This window comes from Halorarius litoreus (assembly GCF_024362405.1).
Lineage (GTDB): Archaea > Halobacteriota > Halobacteria > Halobacteriales > Haloarculaceae > Halorarius > Halorarius litoreus.
The window spans coordinates 2,185,634-2,201,303 of record NZ_CP101454.1; the positions used below are offsets into that span (position 1 = coordinate 2,185,634).

General features: G+C 68.6%; 14 protein-coding genes and 1 tRNA gene. 7 read left to right on the plus strand and 8 right to left on the minus strand.

Annotated features, from left to right (window positions below):
* Positions 1–65 precede the first annotated feature (65 nt).
* The 3 genes from NL126_RS11165 to NL126_RS11175 are packed head-to-tail and all read right to left on the minus strand — an operon-like array spanning position 66 to position 2,911.
* The gene (locus tag NL126_RS11165; protein WP_255194952.1) at positions 66–401 is read right to left on the minus strand and encodes a TfoX/Sxy family protein; all 336 of its coding nucleotides are present in this window, start codon (positions 399–401) and stop codon (positions 66–68) included.
* 54 nt (positions 402–455) lie between these two features.
* Positions 456–2,495: a DEAD/DEAH box helicase gene (locus tag NL126_RS11170; RefSeq protein ID WP_255194953.1), complete on the minus strand. Its 2,040-nt coding sequence runs from the start codon at positions 2,493–2,495 to the stop codon at positions 456–458.
* 47 nt (positions 2,496–2,542) lie between these two features.
* Positions 2,543–2,911, minus strand: coding sequence for a cupin domain-containing protein (locus NL126_RS11175; protein ID WP_255194954.1), 369 nt, complete (start codon positions 2,909–2,911; stop codon positions 2,543–2,545).
* 81 nt (positions 2,912–2,992) lie between these two features.
* Here NL126_RS11175 and NL126_RS11180 point away from each other — a divergent pair, with 81 nt between their 5' ends.
* Positions 2,993–4,192 (plus strand): CBS domain-containing protein, encoded by a 1,200-nt coding sequence (locus tag NL126_RS11180; RefSeq protein WP_255194955.1) that lies wholly within the window; start codon positions 2,993–2,995, stop codon positions 4,190–4,192.
* A 7-nt stretch (positions 4,193–4,199) separates the two neighbouring features.
* On the opposite strand, the gene NL126_RS11185 is transcribed toward NL126_RS11180, so the two are convergent.
* The 4 genes from NL126_RS11185 to NL126_RS11200 all read right to left on the minus strand — a co-directional run bounded on the left by NL126_RS11185 (position 4,200) and on the right by NL126_RS11200 (position 7,249).
* A complete protein-coding gene (locus NL126_RS11185) occupies positions 4,200–5,510 on the minus strand; it encodes a PQQ-dependent sugar dehydrogenase (RefSeq protein WP_255194956.1) in 1,311 nt (436 codons plus the stop codon).
* Between the two features lie 35 nt (positions 5,511–5,545).
* Complete coding sequence (locus NL126_RS11190) at positions 5,546–6,277, minus strand: competence/damage-inducible protein A (protein ID WP_255194957.1); 732 nt, start codon at positions 6,275–6,277, stop codon at positions 5,546–5,548.
* Between the two features lie 182 nt (positions 6,278–6,459).
* Positions 6,460–7,062, minus strand: a complete 603-nt coding sequence (locus NL126_RS11195) for a class I SAM-dependent methyltransferase (RefSeq protein ID WP_255194958.1) — start codon at positions 7,060–7,062, stop codon at positions 6,460–6,462.
* 114 nt (positions 7,063–7,176) lie between these two features.
* Positions 7,177–7,249 (minus strand) — tRNA-His (locus NL126_RS11200).
* 130 nt (positions 7,250–7,379) lie between these two features.
* Here NL126_RS11200 and NL126_RS11205 point away from each other — a divergent pair.
* The gene (locus tag NL126_RS11205; RefSeq protein WP_255194959.1) at positions 7,380–7,835 is read left to right on the plus strand and encodes a DUF5814 domain-containing protein; all 456 of its coding nucleotides are present in this window, start codon (positions 7,380–7,382) and stop codon (positions 7,833–7,835) included.
* Between the two features lie 116 nt (positions 7,836–7,951).
* Positions 7,952–9,370: a YjiH family protein gene (locus NL126_RS11210; RefSeq protein WP_255194960.1), complete on the plus strand. Its 1,419-nt coding sequence runs from the start codon at positions 7,952–7,954 to the stop codon at positions 9,368–9,370.
* Positions 9,371–9,376: 6 nt separating this feature from the next.
* Here NL126_RS11210 and NL126_RS11215 read toward each other — a convergent pair whose 3' ends face one another.
* Positions 9,377–10,021, minus strand: a complete 645-nt coding sequence (locus NL126_RS11215; RefSeq protein WP_255194961.1) for a helix-turn-helix domain-containing protein — start codon at positions 10,019–10,021, stop codon at positions 9,377–9,379.
* Positions 10,022–10,107: 86 nt separating this feature from the next.
* On the opposite strand from NL126_RS11215, the gene hutU reads away from it, so the two are divergent.
* Genes hutU through hutH form a run of 4 tightly spaced genes read left to right on the plus strand, consistent with a single transcriptional unit; the run spans position 10,108 to position 15,660 of the window.
* Positions 10,108–11,847 carry a urocanate hydratase gene (gene hutU / locus NL126_RS11220; RefSeq protein WP_255194962.1) on the plus strand — a complete coding sequence of 580 codons (1,740 nt, stop codon included), beginning with the start codon at positions 10,108–10,110 and terminating at the stop codon, positions 11,845–11,847.
* On the plus strand, positions 11,844–12,800 hold the full coding sequence (gene hutG, locus NL126_RS11225; RefSeq protein ID WP_255194963.1) for a formimidoylglutamase: 957 nt from the start codon (positions 11,844–11,846) through the stop codon (positions 12,798–12,800). The genes hutU and hutG overlap by 4 nt, the downstream gene beginning before the upstream one ends.
* Positions 12,797–14,038, plus strand: a complete 1,242-nt coding sequence (hutI, locus tag NL126_RS11230) for an imidazolonepropionase (RefSeq protein ID WP_255194964.1) — start codon at positions 12,797–12,799, stop codon at positions 14,036–14,038. Before hutG ends, hutI begins: the two co-directional genes overlap by 4 nt.
* On the plus strand, positions 14,035–15,660 hold the full coding sequence (gene hutH / locus NL126_RS11235) for a histidine ammonia-lyase (protein ID WP_255194965.1): 1,626 nt from the start codon (positions 14,035–14,037) through the stop codon (positions 15,658–15,660). The genes hutI and hutH overlap by 4 nt, the downstream gene beginning before the upstream one ends.
* Positions 15,661–15,670 lie beyond the last annotated feature (10 nt).

A 15,670-nucleotide genomic window follows, 5' to 3' on the forward strand; every position in this document is an offset into this window, starting at 1 on the left:
ACTCGCAGGAGGCCGCCGGGTGGCAAAAAGCCCCCGCTCGCACGGTCGTCGTCTGTCGGTGCTGCTTACTCGGCGCGTGCCGCCTCGTAGCTCGACTCGACGTACGGGACCAGAGCGTCGAGTTCGGTGGCGTCGACGGCGACCTGCACCCACTTCGTCACGGTGCGCTCGCCCGCCTGGAACGGTCCCGTCTCGAAGGCGGCGTCGAGGGCGTCACGTCGGTCGTCGGGGAGTCGCGTGAGCGCCACCCCGTCGGTCACGAGCACGGCGAACAGCGTCCCGTCGGCCTGATACGACGGACACCCGAACATCGGCCGCGCGGCCACGTCGGGCCAGTCGAGGACGAGGCGCTCGAACGCGTCCCGCAGGTCTCCCGCCCGGGTTTCGTCGAAATACTGCATCTCGTCTCGTACACGTCACCGAACACGATAACTGCTCGCGCGGGGCGCGCTGTGCTACTTCTCTTCCATCAGCTCTAAATCCGCGACGATGTCGTAGGGATGGTGGCCCTTTCGAACCCCATCTAACATCACGAACGCCTCGTCGGGCGCGAGGAAGTGGCGGCACACTGCTCGCCCGAGGCGCGTGGGTTCCAGCCCCTCGGTGAAGCCGAACTCGAGGAGCTTGCCGATGGCGTGTTTGGTCGGCACCTCGCCGACCATCCGGTCGTTGAGCGACTTCGCGCGCTTGCCCGCGACCACCAGATTCGCCAGCGTCTCCTCGACGGCGCTCGACTCGTCGTACACCGTCGTCACCGACTCCATCTCCCCCTTCAGGAGCTTGAACGCGACCTCGTCCTCGGTCATCTCCTGGCTCCCGTGATACGAGCCCTCGGGCTCGACGAGCAGGTAGACGGTGCCCTTGTCGTGGTAGTCGGGCCGGCCGGCGCGCCCGAGCATCTGCTCGAACTCCTGGACCGAGAGCCACTCGATACCCATCGCCAGCGAGTCGAAGATGACCTGCGAGGCGGGGAAGTCGACCCCGGCGGCGAGCGCGGCGGTGGTCACGACGGCCGCCAAATCCTGGTTGCCGAACATCCGCTCCACCTTCTTCCGGCGGCCGTAGTCGAGCCCCGCGTGATACGGCGCGGCGTCGTACTCCAGTTTCCGAGAGATCTCGTGACACCGGCGCCGCGAGTTGGTGAAGATGATGGTCTGGCCCCGGTACCCCTTGCTCGACTTCGTGTCGAACGCTCGCTTGACGAGCCGGTTCTCGATCGTGGGTTTCTCCTGGCCGTCGGCGAACGTGACGTGTCGCTCGATGGGTACCGGCCGCTCCTCGAACTCCACGAGGTTCGCCTCCAGTTGTCTCGCGAGCTGTTCGGGGTTACCGACGGTCGCCGAGAGATAGATCCACTGGGTGTCCTGCTTGCGGGACTCGGTGTAGTACTTCAGTCGCGAGATGAGCCCGTCGAGCCGGTGCCCACGGCCTTCCTCGCCGAGCGTGTGGACCTCGTCGATGACGACCGTGCCGATGTGGCCGAGGTCCTTTCCGGTGCGGAGTGCGTGGTCGATCCCTTCGTAGGTGCCGACGATGACGTCGGCGTTCGGGTCGAAGCGGTTGCCGTCGTCCGAAATCCGGGAGGCACCGACCCGAATCGTCACGTTGGCGATGTCGCCGTATCTGTCCTCGAAGTCCTCGTGTTTCTGGTTCGCGAGCGCCACGAGGGGAACGAGAAACAGCATCTTCCCCTTGTTGTTCAGGACACGGTCGAGTCCGGCCATCTCCCCGATGAGCGTCTTCCCTGTCGCGGTCGCGCTCACGACCATCTGGTCTCGCCCGTCGACCGCCCCGTTCTCGACGGCGAGGCTCTGGACCGGGAGCAAGGTGTCGAACCGCGATTCGAGTTTGCTCTGGATGCCCGGATGCAGACTCAGCGAGTCGACCGGGACCGGGTCGATCTCGTCGGTCGTCGCCGAAATCGTGTCGAACTTCGTGAGGTCGGGGTCGAGCTGCCCCGAGAGCAGGTTGACGATGCGCTCTAAGTCCTGGACTTCGAGCAGGAGGTCCTCGAGGCGGTCTTTCGCGCCCGAGCGCAGCCCCCGGAAGTTCGCCTCCCGATCGAGCTCGCGGTAGGCGCAGTCCGGGCAGATGTACTCGTCGTCGGCCTTGATCGCCGTCTCTGAGGTGAGCGGCGAGTAGCGGCCGGCGTTCGCACAGTACCGGCACGTCCGCACCGCTTTCACCTTGTCCTCCAGCTGGTAGCCCGAGAACATCGCCCGGAGGCGGTCGCGCTGCCCTCGATTCGTCTGTTCGGAGATGCGAATGCGGGTCGCTCGGCGGGCGATTTCGACGAACTCTCCCGGGGGCCGGGGAATCTCATCGTCGCCGTCCCGGACGCGCATTCGGGCGGGCCGCGGGCCGGCGTCGGTCTCCTTCAACTCGAGGCGACCGTGCATCACCCGTTCGCCGTCGCGCTCGACAGCGAGGGTAAAATCGCCGTCGCTCCGCTCGTGGAGGAACAGCGTGTCGACGGCGGCGACCTGCTGAGACACACGCGCTCCTCCGCGACGGCGCTACTTCAGTCGCTCGAAACCGCGAGTCAGTCCTCGACCAGCTCGATGGAATCGTCGCCCGCGGGCACCGCACAGATGAACGCGCCCGGCTCGTCGCGCTCGTTGCGGTACCAGTGAACCGTTCCAGCGGGGATGTGTAGCGAGTCGCCCGCCTGGACCACGAACTCCTCGTCGTCGAGGCCGACGACGTACTCGCCTTCGAGCACGTACTGCTCGTGTTCGATCTCGTTGGTGTGTTTGGGGACCGTGGCGCCCGGGTCGAGGACGAATCGTCGAATCGCGAGGTTCGGCGCACCCTGCTCGGCGCCGACGAGCACGCCCTTCGACATGCCTGTGGCCGCGCTCACGGTCTCGTACTCGACGTCGCTGGCGCGTCGCACCAGTGGCTCGCTCATACGTCGAGGTAGGCGCCCCACCTCAAAAACGGTGCTCTCCGTTGCGCGGACTCTTAAGGTCGTTCGGTGTCTAGGGGTCGTATGCGAAGCTTCCGTATCGGGAGCCTGTTCGGCATCCCGATCAAGCTGGACCTGACGTTCCTCATCGTCCTCCCGCTGTTCGCGTTTCTCATCGGGTCGAGCCTGGGGACGTACGTCGAGCTCCTGAACGACCAGATCGGTGCGGGACTCGACGCTGGCGCGCTCACGGGCGACGCGAACGTCGCGTTCACGCTCGGCGCGCTCGCGGCCATCGGGCTGTTCGTCGGGGTCGTCCTCCACGAACTCGGGCACTCGCTCGTGGCGATGCGATTCGGCTTCCCCATCGCCTCCATCACGCTCTGGCTGTTCGGGGGTGTCGCGCAGCTGACCGAGATGCCCGAAGACTGGAAACAGGAGCTGTACATCGCCATCGCGGGCCCCATCGTCAGCATCCTGCTTGGCGTGGCCTCCTACGGCGCGTTCCTGCTCGTCGAGCCGAACGGCTCGACGCTCACGGCAGGGCTCCGGTTCGTCCTCGGCTATCTCGCGGTGATGAACGTCGTGCTCGCGGCGTTCAACATGCTCCCGGGGTTCCCGATGGACGGCGGGCGCGTGCTCCGGGCACTCCTCGCTCGGACGCGACCGTACGCGCGCGCCACCCAGCTCGCCGCCGAGGTGGGCAAGGGGTTCGCCATCCTGCTCGGCCTGTTCGGGCTGTTCGGCGGCGGCGGCCTCTTCCTGGTGGCTATCGCCTTCTTCATCTACATCGGCGCCTCCTCGGAGGCCCAGCAGACGATGATGAAAGCCGCGTTCGAGGGCGTCACCGTCCGTGACATCATGACGCCCGGCCCGGAGGTCCGGACCGTCACGCCCGAGACCTCCGTCGCGGACCTCATCGGGCGGATGTTCCGCGAGCGCCACACCGGCTACCCGGTCGTCGAGAACGGCCAGATCGTCGGCGTCGTCACGCTCACGGACGCCCAGACGGTGAACGAGGTGGAGCGAGACGCCTATCGCGTCGAGGAGGTCATGTCGCGCGAGCTCCAGACCATCGGCCCGGACGCGGACGCCATCGACGCGCTCGAACAGATGCAGTCGGCGGGCGTCGGCCGCCTGCTCGTCATGGAGGGCGACGACCTCATCGGGCTCGTCTCGCGGACGGACCTGATGACCGCCCTCAACATCATCCGCGAGAGCGGCTCGCTAGAGGGGCAGACCCGCGACCCCGAATCCCTGGCATCAGCGGACCGCCCCGCGTAGCGCCGGGTCAGACCGATACGATGCGGTAGACGCCCGCCCCGGACTCACCGACTGCGAGCGCGTACAGTTCGCCGTCGAGGTCGCGGCCGAACGATAGTAGCCGCCCCAGGTTCTCCGTATCCGACTCGGCGACCGGCAGGACCTGAAGCGGCCACAGCCCCGACTCGGTGGGTGTGGCGACGAACAGTCGCCCGCCCGCGTTCAAGTCGCCGAAGACGTATCGGCCATGGAGCCCAGGCAGCGCCGCTCCCCGGTAGACGTAGCCACCGATGACGGAGATGCCGTTGACGTCGCCGCCCGAGTGTGGATACTCGATGACGGGGTCGACGAGCGGCTCGCCGCCGCGAACGCTGGCCGACTCCGGGCACGGCTCGGGGCCGAAACAGTGGGTCGCCTCCCTGACGTTCCAGCCGTAGTTGGATCCCTTCTCGACCAGGCTCACCTCTTCGTAGGCACTCTGGCCCACGTCGGCGACGTAGAGGTCGTCGCCGTCGAAACTCATCCGCCACGGGTTGCGGAACCCCCACGCGAACTGCTCGTCCAGGCCGTCGCGCCCGACGAGCGGGTTGTCGTCGGGAACCGCATACGGTGTTCCCGCATCGACATCGAGGCGGAGCACGCTCCCCAGCAGGTTCTCGGTCACGTCCTGGCCGTTGCCGCCGTCGACGGCGTCGTACCAGTCGTCGGCGTGGCCGGTCCCCCGGTCGCCGCCCGCGCCGCCGTCGCCGACGCCGACGTAGAGGTAGCCGTCCGGGCCGAAGACGATGGAACCGGCGTTGTGGTTCGACTGCGGCTGGGGGATTTCGAGGAGCGTCCGCTCGCTGTCAGGGTCCGCAGTCATCCCGTCCGCCGAGAGCGTGAACTCCGCGAGGACGAACGTGTGGCTGTAGTTCGCGGGCGTGCCGGACCGCGAAGGGGCGCTGTACCGGACGAACAGCCGCGTCTCGTCCGAGGGGTGGAGCGCGAGCCCCAGCAGCCCCTTCTCGCCGCCGGTCTCGACGCGGTCGCGGAGGTCGAGCAGGGGCTCGTCTGCGGTTTCGGTCTGGACGTACACGATGCCCGACTGCTCGGCGACGTAGCGATGGTCGGCACTCGGAAACACCACGTCGACGGGTGCGCTGAGGCCGGTTGCGACTGGCTGGAGCGCCACCCGTGCCGGCACCCCCGTCCCGTCCGGTGTCCGCTCGGGCGTCGCCGACGCCGTCTGGGGCGGAAATTCGGTGTCCGTGGCGGTGCCCGGCCCCGCGGTCCCGCTACAGCCCGCCAGTCCCATCGCGCCGCCGGCGAGTGCCGCGGTGAGGAACGTCCGTCGGTGCATACCGCCCGTAGGGCGACCACGACCAAAAGCCGTGCTCAGGGGTCGACGGTCCGGACTTCGTTCGCGAGCCACGCCGCGGCCTTGGCGACGGCGTCAGCGTCGGTTCCCCGGACCTTCAGTCGGTTGTGCCCCGCCTGCTGGTTGGGGTAACAGCCGACCACAACGTCGAACTGTCGGCGGGCCTCGTCGAGCCGCTCGATGAGGTTCGCCTCCGGTTCGTCGGTGTAGACGAACTCGCTCTCCACGTCGCCCGTGAACTCGTCGGCGACGCCCTCGAACATGTGCTCCATCTCCGAGGGGATGCCCGGGAGGACGTACACGGCGCCGTAGGCCTCCTGTTCGAGGACGCAGCCGGGCGAGAGGCCGGCGTCGTTCACGAGCGGCCGCGCGCCGGCGGGGATCGACGCCTCCGCCTCGATGTCGACGTTCAGGTCCGGGTACGACTCCGCGATGGCCTTCAGGGTGCGTTCGAGGTCGGCTCTGGCGAGGGCGTTCTCCTCGAGCGCGAGGTCGAACGCCGCCGCCACGCCGGCCATCGTCACGTCGTCGGGCGTCCCGCCCAGGCCGCCGGTGACGACGACGGCGTCGAACGCCTCGGCGTACGCGCGGACGTTCTCGGCGATGGCTGGCACGTCGTCGGGGACGGTCAGGACGCGCTCGACGGCGACGCCCCGCGCCGTGAGTTGCTGGGCGAGCCACGTCGCGTTCGTGTTCTCGGTGTCGCCGGCCAGCAGTTCGTCGCCGACAGTGACGAGCGCCGCGTTCATACCTCCTCCTCGAAGCGATGACTGGTAACGCTACTGGCTCGCACCCGCGAGCGCGTGGGGCGTGTCGGACCCCCAGGGCGTGGTGAAAACGTGCGTCGGCGGTCGGTCGTCGGCGCGGGGACGACGGCCACCGCGCTGTCGGTAGCGGTCGGTCGGGGATGGCGGTTTCGGCCGTCGTGGCGCTACGGGTCGACCGCGGGGTACGACTGTCGCTGGCCGTGACTGTTGCGCGCGACTACCTGTGTCTGCTGTGAGTGACGGCCGTCGCGTACCTCGGTCGTCTCGCTGTAGTGGAGGACAGTCAGGCCGAGCGCCGAACGCAGGAGTTCGTTGGCGGCGAAGCGGTAGCGGTCGCCACTCGGGCCGACCTCGTAGTCGTCGACGGAGCGCAGGTGGTGCTGGACGAACAGCACGCCACCGGGTTCGAGCGCGTCGACGATGTCCGGCAGGCGGTCGAGCGCCCGGTAGAAACTGATGGTGACGACGGCGTACGCTCCCTCGGGGAACTCGTAGCGCTCGGCGTCGGCCTGTACGGGGGAAAAGCGGTCGGCGACCCCACGCTCGACGGCGCGTTCGCGAGCGATTCGCAGCCCCTCGCGCGACTGGTCGAGTGCGTCCACCGCGTAGCCCTGTTCGGCGAGGAAGACAGCGTTGCGACCCGTCCCGGCCGCGACGTCGAGGGCGCGACCCTCCGGGAAGGTGTCGACGTAGCGTTCGAGTACTGGCGAGGGGTCGGGGTCGTCGGGGTACGACCCCGAGGCGAAGCGTTCGTCCCAGGTGGGCATGGTGTGGGGTTTGGGCTGCCTGGTGAAAGCGGGTTCGGGAAGCCGACTCCCGTACGCCCCGGGATAGCTGTGATGCGTACGACACCGCAACGGACCGTCGCTGAAGGAAAGTAGGTCCAGGTGCGAGAATCGAACCCGCGTCTCAGCCTCCACAAGGCTGAAGGATAGTCCACTACCCCAACCCGGACACGCTTGCATCTGTCCGTAATCCACTCGAAGTGAAATACGTTACGACATTTCGCCTGCCGTGTCGCGGTGACACACGCTTCCCGTGGAGAGGACACGCTTTTTTAGCGCGAAGCTGCTACGTGGCGGTAGTGGCCATCACGGACAAGATCTACCTGAAGAACCACCGGCAGATCGCCTCCCAGCTGGAGACGTCGATTCCGAAGAGCGCGTTCTCGGGGGCGACGCTGGACCTGCTGTTTCAGGGTGAGAACCTCGCGAACCTCGACGACGCGACCCAGGAGCGCGTACTCGATTTCGCCACGGACTTCCTCGACTGCGACTGCCAGTCGAACCCCCACTGCGGGCACCCCGAACGGAAGTTCATCCGGTACCTCCTCGAACTCCGTGCGCAGGGGCTCGGCCCCGACGCCATCGTCGACGTGATGGGTGACGACTATCTGCTCTATGCGTACCCCGGTGACGTCCTCTCCTTCCTCGACGACTCGGTGCGCTCACTGGAGGCCATCGAGGAACTCGCGGACGTCGATGGCCGACAGGAGGCGTCGGAGGAGGCTCGGCGGCTGAAACGCGAGCTGAGTGGCTGACCCGGCGCCCCAGCGACGAGAGGCGGCAACGAACACCGGAAGCCGTGCGTTTCTACTTAAAATGATGGCCGCACGGAAATCGGACTACTATGCAACGTGTTCGCAATGAACGGGACATGGCCACTGAACAGGGCGGCACGTGGACGGTCGATACGGAACCGCACGTACACGACATCGACGAGGTAGAGCTACACGACTTCGAGTCACGACCGGTGTTGAAGTTCACCATCGCCTTCCTCATCGGCGGGGTGTTCTTCCTGCTCCCGGTGCCGTACCAGGGAGAGGTGACAGTCCCGTTCGACATCGTCGTCAGTACCATCACCGAGACGGTCCCCGACGCGGTCGGGGTGTACTCGCTGCTCATCATCATCGCCGGGGGCGCGGTGACGACGGCCGCGATGTTCCGCGACGAGGTGGCGGGCTACGACCTCTCGTACTTCGAGACCTCGGTCGTGTTCTGGCTGCTCCGGGTCGCGGGGCTGGTGCTCGCGCCCGTGATGTTCTTCAAGGTCGGGCCGGAGTGGCTCCACACTCCCGGTACGGGCGGGCTGATGTGGGGGACGCTCGTCTACAGCGTCGGCGTCATCATCCCCATCGGCGCGGTGTTCATCACCATCTTCGTCGAGCTCGGCGGGCTGGAGTTCGTCGGGACGATGGCGCGGCCGCTGATGAAGCCGCTGTTCAAGGTGCCGGGGCGGGCCGCGCTCGACAGCCTCGCGTCGTGGGTCGGCTCGTACAGCGTCGGGCTGTACGTCACCCGGAACGTGTTCGAGGCCGGCGGCTACCACAAGCGCGACGTGTTCACCATCGCGACGTGCTTCTCGACGGTGAGCATCGGGTTCGTCGGCGTCGTCGCCGCGACGCTCGACATGCTCTCGCTGTTCCCGGTCATCTTCGGCGCGTACTTCTTCTGTGTCGTCGTCTGTGGGATCATCCTCGTCCGGCTCCCACCCATCTCGACGACGCCCGAGGAGTACATCGCGGAGCCGGACCCCGAGATGGCGTTCGAGGGCTCGCCCGGCGACTACGTCCGGCTCGCGCTCTCGGAAGCGGTGAAGAAGGCCGACGAGGGCGAGACGTTCTTCCAGGCAGCCAAGCGGGGGTTCATAGACGGGCTGAAGCTCACGAGCCTCATCCTCGGGACCATCCTCGCAGTGGGGCTGGCGGCGACGCTGCTGTCCGCGAACACCCCGGTGTTCGACATCCTGGGCCAGCCGCTCGTGCCGGTCATCGCGGCGCTCGGTATCCCGAACGCGCAGGCCGTCGCGCCCGCCACCATCGTCGGCATCACCGAGATGTACGTCCCCGTCCTCCTGGTCACGGAGACCGCGCCGATGGCGAAGTTCTTCGTCGCCGTGCTCGCGGTGTCGCAGCTCATCTTCTTCTCGAGCGTCGGGCCGATGATCATGGACATGTTCAGCGACGTGCCCGTCCGGTTCCGTGACCTCGTGGCGCTGTTCGTGCTGCGGACCGTCATCCTCGTTCCGCTCATCGCAGCCATCACGCACGTCGTCAACGCGCTCGGATTGCTCTGAGCCGGTTCAGAGGTACTCCACGAGCGCGTCTGCGAGCTTCTTCTCGGCGCGTCGGAGGTGGTGTTCCGCCGTGCGCCGCTTCACGCCCACGGCCTCGGCGATCTCGGCCGTGGTCGTCTCCCGCGGCAGCTCGTAGTAGCCCTGCCGGTGCGCGGTCCGGAACACCTCTCGCTGGCGCGTCGACAGCGACGGGAGCAGCGCGTCGAGCGACAGCAGCGGTGCGTCCGCTCGCACGCCCGACAGCTCGCGTTTCGACTCGACGGTCACGGTGTGGTCGGTCGTGATGTCGCGGTAGAACGCGGTGAGGCTCTCGGCGTCGAGCGCGAGGACGCGAACCACCTTCGCGCCGTTCTCGTAGCGCAGCGGGGGGAGCGTGAGACAGCCGTGAGCCGCGAGATACTGCTCGACGTAGTCGTCGCCGTGCTGTTTCAGACACGACTCGGTGACCAGCAGGCTGTCGTCGCCGTCGGTGGCGCGCTGGCGGAGGCCGACCTCCTCGCGGATGTGGTCGACCACGAGGTCGTTGTCGTCGCCGACGACGTGGAGCAGGTCGCAGTGGTCGTTACACCACAGCTCGATTCTGGTGGTGCTTGCGGCCGTCGCCCGCTCGTACGGCCCCTCGCCGGAGATGTGGAACACGGCCTGATGCATGGTACCACCTCCTGCCCACTATATAAAAACATGACCGTTTGGTGGGTCCATGCTCTCGGGTTTGGAGGACAGTGAGCCTAGTACACATGGCACAACAGCAGTCCCCATCCGAACGTCGAATCGGCGAGCCGTCGGCGCAGTGGCGCGAGTACCAGGGGGCGCCCACCGGGACCGACATCGAGTGCGAGGGGTGGCGACAGGAGGCCGCGCTCCGAATGCTCAACAACAACCTCGACCCCGAGGTAGGCGAGGACCCGGAGAACCTCGTGGTGTACGGTGGGACCGGCCGCGCCGCGCGGTCGTGGGACGCCTACGACGCCATCCTCGCCGAGTTGCGTGAGCTGGACGACACCGAGACGTTGCTGGTGCAGAGCGGCAAACCGGTGGGGCGCTTCGAGACCCACGAGCGCGCCCCGCGCGTGCTCATCGCGAACTCCAACCTGGTCGGGAAGTGGGACAACTGGGAGCACTTCCACGAGCTGGAGGCGAAGGGGCTCATCATGTACGGCCAGATGACCGCGGGGTCGTGGGCGTATATCGGTACGCAGGGCATCATCCAGGGGACGTACGAGACCCTGGCCGAGGCGGGTCGCCAGCACTTCGGTGGCGACCTCGACGGGACCATCACCGTCACCGGCGGGCTCGGCGGGATGGGCGGAGCACAACCCCTGGCCGTCACGATGAACGGCGGGGTGTGTATCGCCGCCGAGGTCTCGGAGAAGCGCATCGACCGCCGCATCGAGACCGGCTACTGCGAGGCCAAAACCGACGACCTCGACGAGGCCATCGAGCGGGCGCAGGCGGCTGCCGAGGCGGGCGAGGCGTTCTCCATCGCGGTCCACACGAACGCCGCGGACATGCTCGAGGGGATGTCGGAGCGGGGGTTCGTCCCCGACATCGTGACCGACCAGACGAGCGCACACGACGAACTCGAAGGCTACTACCCCTCGGGATACACCGTCGAGGAGGCCGACCGCCTCCGGGACGAGGACCCCGAGCGGTACGTCGCGGAGAGCCTCGACACGATGGAACGGCACGTCGAGGCCATCCTCGACCTGCAGGACCAGGGTGCGGTCGCGTTCGAGTACGGCAACAACATCCGTGGGCAGGTGCAGGAGCACCGAGAGCTGGAGAGCGCCTTCGACTTCCCCGGGTTCGTCCCGGCGTACATCCGCCCGCTGTTCTGTCAGGGGAAGGGCCCGTTCCGGTGGGCGGCGCTCTCCGGGAACCCGGACGACATCCACCGCACCGACGCGGCCGTGAAGGAACTGTTCCCCGAGAAGGATGCCCTGCATCGGTGGATCGACCTCGCGCAGGAGCAGGTGCAGTTCCAGGGGCTTCCCTCCAGAGTGTGCTGGCTCGGGTACGATACGGACGACGATGGGCTCACCGAGCGCGCCCGCTTCGCCCTCCGCATCAACGAACTCGTCCGAGAGGGTGAGATCGAGGCGCCCATCGTCGTCACGCGCGACCACCTCGACGCCGGCTCCGTGGCGAGTCCGAACCGCGAGACCGAGGCGATGCAGGACGGCTCCGACGCCGTCGCGGACTGGCCCATCCTCAACGCGCTGCTGAACTGTGCCGCGGGCGCGGACATCGTGAGCGTCCACGACGGCGGCGGCGTCGGCATCGGCAACGCGCTGCACACGAACAACCACGTCGTCCTCGATGGGACGGACCTCGCCGCCGAGAAGGCGCGCCGGGTGTTCACGACCGACCCCGGAATGGGCGTCATCCGGCACGCCGACGCGGGCTACGAGGAGGCGCTGGAGACCGCATCGCGGTCGAACGTCGCCATCCCGATGCGCGACCGCGAGGGCGAATGACCGGCCTGACCAGCGCGCCGTCGTGGTCGGGCACGTCCAGCGACCCGAACGACGAGCAGTTCGGGGACGTGGTCGAGCCGGTCGAGAACGTCCGCGGTGACGGACACGAGTACGACGCGGTGCTCGTCGGCGAGCCGTTCGACCGCGCCGTCATCGGGCGGAAGGGGGCTGCGCAGGGACCACACGGCATCCGCGAGGCACTCGCGGGGCTGAAGACCCACCACTTCGATGCTGGTCCAGTGGGCCGAATCGGCGACGCGGGCGACGCGTTCGTCGCGGTCGACTCCGGTGACGATCTCCCCGAGTCGGTTCGTGACCTCCAGGACCACCTCCGGACCGTCGCTGGCTACCTCCACGACGCCCGCACGTTCCCGGTGTTTCTCGGGGGAGACAACTCGCTGACCTACCCGAACGTCGTCCCGCTGCTCGACCAGGGGTCTGTGGGGGTCGTCAACCTCGACGCCCACCTCGACGTGCGCGAACCGCGCGACGACGCCAGCAGCGGGACGCCCTATCGACAGCTCCTCGACGCCGGGCTGGACGCCTACGCCTGTGTCGGCGCACGGCACTTCGAGACCTCCACGCGGTACCACGACTACGTCCGCGAGCACGGTGGCGACGTCGTCACCAGCGAGGAGGTCGGCGAGGACGTGGTCGCGGCCGCCGACCGCGCGCTCGACGCGATGGACGACGTCGAGCAGGTGTACCTCTCGCTCGACTGCGACGTGCTCGACGCGACGGCCGCCCCGGGCGTGAGCGCGCCGACGCCGGGCGGACTCTCTACCCGTGAGTGCTTCCGCCTGCTGCGGCTCCTCGCCAGCGACCCGCGCGTCGTCGGCTTCGAGGTGGTCGAGTGTGCCCCACCGCTCGATTCAGGGGGTGTGACCGTCGCCGCGGCGGCCCGCGCCGTGGCCCACGTGCTAAGTGCCCGGGGCGCGAGGGCCGAGCCATGATAGACGCCGTCGTCTACGGTGCGAGCGAGGTCGTGGTCGGCCCCGACCAGACACAGGAGGACGCCGCGGTCGTCGTCGAGGACGGGCGCGTCCGCACGGTCGGCCCGAGCGACGACCTCGTCCGCGAGTTCCCGCCCGAGAACGCCGTCACGAGTGTCGATGCCACCGGCCGCGCGGTGATCCCGGGGTTCGTCGATGCGCACACGCACGGGCTGTTCGCGGGCGACCGCTCCGACGAGTTCGCCGCCAAGTTGCGCGGCAAGACGTACCAGGACATCCTGGCGGAGGGCGGCGGTATCCTCCGGACCGTTCGCGCGGTCAGAGCAGCGAGCGACGAGCGGCTACTCGGCAACCTCCTCGCGCATCTCGACACGATGCTCGCGCACGGCACCACGACCGTCGAGGTGAAGTCCGGCTACGGACTCGACACCGAGACCGAACTGCGGATGCTCGACGCCATCGCCGCGGCGGACGCCCGCCACCCGGTCGACGTGGTGCCGACGTTCATGGGCGCACACGCTGTGCCCGAGGGGCGGGATGCCGACGAGTACACCGACGAGGTGATAGACGAACAGCTACCGGCCGTGGCCGAGCAGGGCGTCGCCGAGTTCTGCGACGTGTTCTGCGAGGAGGGCGTGTTCTCGGTCGAGCAGTCGCGGCGCGTCCTCGACGCAGGAATCGAGTACGGGCTCGCGCCGAAGGTCCACGCCGAGGAACTCGCCCACATCGGCGGCTCACAGCTCGCCGCCGACATCGGTGCCGTCAGCGCCGACCACCTCCTGTACGCAACCGAGGACGACGCCGCAGCCCTCGCCGACGCCGGTGTGACGCCGGTGCTGCTCCCCGGGACCGCCTTCTCACTCGGCGCGGAGTACGCCGACCCCTCGCTGTTCGCCGAGGCGGGCGCGCCCGTGGCGGTCGCCTCCGACTTCAACCCGAACTGCCACTCGCAGTCGATGGGGATGGCCGTCGCGCTCGCGTGCGTCGGCATGGGGATGGCTCCGCGGGACGCGCTGGACGCCGCTACTCGGGGGGGTGCGCTCGCGCTCGACCGCACGGACGACACCGGCACCCTCCGCGAGGGCGCACCTGCGGACCTCGCGGTGCTCGACGCGCCCTCCCACGCGCACGTCCCGTACTCGTTCGGCGTCAATCGGGTCGCGACCGTCCTCAAGCGGGGCGACGTGGTCCACGACGCCGACGGGCTCGCCGTGCCGTCGCCGGGGTCCGGCCGATGAGCGAGTACGTCGTCGCCCCAGCGGACGCCGACGTGGTGCTCGACGGGGAGAGTCTCACGCCCGCGGACGTGGTTCGGGTCGCTCGTGAGGACGCGACGGTCGCCGTCTCCGACGAGGCGCGCGAGGCCGTCCGCGACGCCCGAACCCGCGTCGAGGACGTCGTCGACAGCGGCGAGGCCGTCTACGGCATCAACACCGGGTTCGGCGACCTCGTGGACACCCGCATCGACGCCGAGCGAGTGGACGAACTCCAGACGAACCTCGTCCGGTCGCACGCCGCCGGCGTCGGTCGCGAACTCGACCGCGACGAGGTCCGCGCGCTGCTCTGCACACGAATCAACGCGCTCGCCAAGGGCTACTCCGGGGTTCGCGAACAGGTCGTCGACCACCTGCTCGCACTCCTCAACGCGGGCATCCACCCCGTGGTCCCCTCCCGGGGGAGTCTCGGTGCGAGCGGTGACCTCGCGCCGCTGGCGCACGCGATGCTCGTGCTCCTCGGCGAGGGCGACGCCGATATCGAGGCTGAAGGCGAACTCTGGCGCGTCTCCGGCGCCGAGGCGCTCGACGCCGCCGGCCTCGAACCACTCACGCTCCGTGCAAAGGAGGGGCTGGCGCTCATCAACGGGACCCAGCTCTCGGTGGGCGTGGCGGCGCTCGTCGTCCACGACGCCGCCCGGGTTCTGCGCGCCGCGGACGCCGCTGGCGCGCTCACGACGGAGGTGTCGATGGGGACCACAGCGGCCTCCGACGCCGCTGTCCAGCGGGTTCGTCCCCACACCGGGCAGGCGGTGAGCGCCGCGAACGTCAAGCGGCTCTGTGCCGAGTCAGAAATCGTCGAGTCACACCGGAACTGCGACCGCGTCCAGGACGCCTACTCGCTGCGGTGTCTGCCGCAGGTCCACGGCGCGGTCCGCGACGCCGTCGCCCATCTCCGCGATGCGGTCGACGTCGAACTCAACAGCGCGACCGACAACCCGCTCGTCTTCCCGGCGGACGAGGTCGACCACCGGACGTCGGGCACCGACCACGCGGACGTCGTCTCCGGCGGGAACTTCCACGGCGCGCCGCTGGCCCACCGACTCGACTACGTCACCGGCGCCGTCACCGACCTCGCGGCCGTCACCGAGCGCCGCATCGACCGGCTGCTGAACCCGCACGTACAGGAGGACCACCTGCCGCCGTTTCTCACTACCGACAGCGGCGTGCGGTCGGGCTACATGATCGCGGGGTACACCGCGGCGTCACTCGTCGCGGAGTGCCGGAGCGAGGGGCGGGCCGCGACGGACAACGCGGTCGTCTCGGGCAACCAGGAGGACCACGTCAGCCTCTCGGCGACGGCCGCGTTCGCTGCCCGCCGGACGCTCGGGCACGCCCGGACCGTCACCGCAATCGAACTGCTCTGTGCGGCGCAGGCTGCGGAGTTCGTCGACGACGACCTCGCGCATGGTGCCGGGACCGGTGCGACCTACGAGGCGGTTCGGGCGGTCGTGCCGCCGCTCGATGCCGACCGCTCGCCGCGCCCCGACATCGTCGCCGTCGACCGACTCGTGTCGTCGGGTGCGCTCGACGACGCGCTGGAGCGCACGCTCGGGGAGGAGTGGGACCACGGCGTCCAGACATAGGCGCTCCCGC

What these genes read in the sequence shown, in the direction of transcription:
- NL126_RS11185 (WP_255194956.1), bottom strand. Translation starts at nt 5,510, where the DNA reads ATGCACCGACGGACGTTCCTCACCGCGGCACTCGCCGGCGGCGCGATG.
- NL126_RS11190 (WP_255194957.1), bottom strand. Translation starts at nt 6,277, where the DNA reads ATGAACGCGGCGCTCGTCACTGTCGGCGACGAACTGCTGGCCGGCGAC.
- NL126_RS11180 (WP_255194955.1), top strand. Translation starts at nt 2,993, where the DNA reads ATGCGAAGCTTCCGTATCGGGAGCCTGTTCGGCATCCCGATCAAGCTG.
- NL126_RS11175 (WP_255194954.1), bottom strand. Translation starts at nt 2,911, where the DNA reads ATGAGCGAGCCACTGGTGCGACGCGCCAGCGACGTCGAGTACGAGACC.
- hutU (WP_255194962.1), top strand. Translation starts at nt 10,108, where the DNA reads ATGGCACAACAGCAGTCCCCATCCGAACGTCGAATCGGCGAGCCGTCG.
- NL126_RS11210 (WP_255194960.1), top strand. Translation starts at nt 7,952, where the DNA reads ATGGCCACTGAACAGGGCGGCACGTGGACGGTCGATACGGAACCGCAC.
- hutI (WP_255194964.1), top strand. Translation starts at nt 12,797, where the DNA reads ATGATAGACGCCGTCGTCTACGGTGCGAGCGAGGTCGTGGTCGGCCCC.
- NL126_RS11195 (WP_255194958.1), bottom strand. Translation starts at nt 7,062, where the DNA reads ATGCCCACCTGGGACGAACGCTTCGCCTCGGGGTCGTACCCCGACGAC.
- hutH (WP_255194965.1), top strand. Translation starts at nt 14,035, where the DNA reads ATGAGCGAGTACGTCGTCGCCCCAGCGGACGCCGACGTGGTGCTCGAC.
- NL126_RS11215 (WP_255194961.1), bottom strand. Translation starts at nt 10,021, where the DNA reads ATGCATCAGGCCGTGTTCCACATCTCCGGCGAGGGGCCGTACGAGCGG.
- hutG (WP_255194963.1), top strand. Translation starts at nt 11,844, where the DNA reads ATGACCGGCCTGACCAGCGCGCCGTCGTGGTCGGGCACGTCCAGCGAC.
- NL126_RS11165 (WP_255194952.1), bottom strand. Translation starts at nt 401, where the DNA reads ATGCAGTATTTCGACGAAACCCGGGCGGGAGACCTGCGGGACGCGTTC.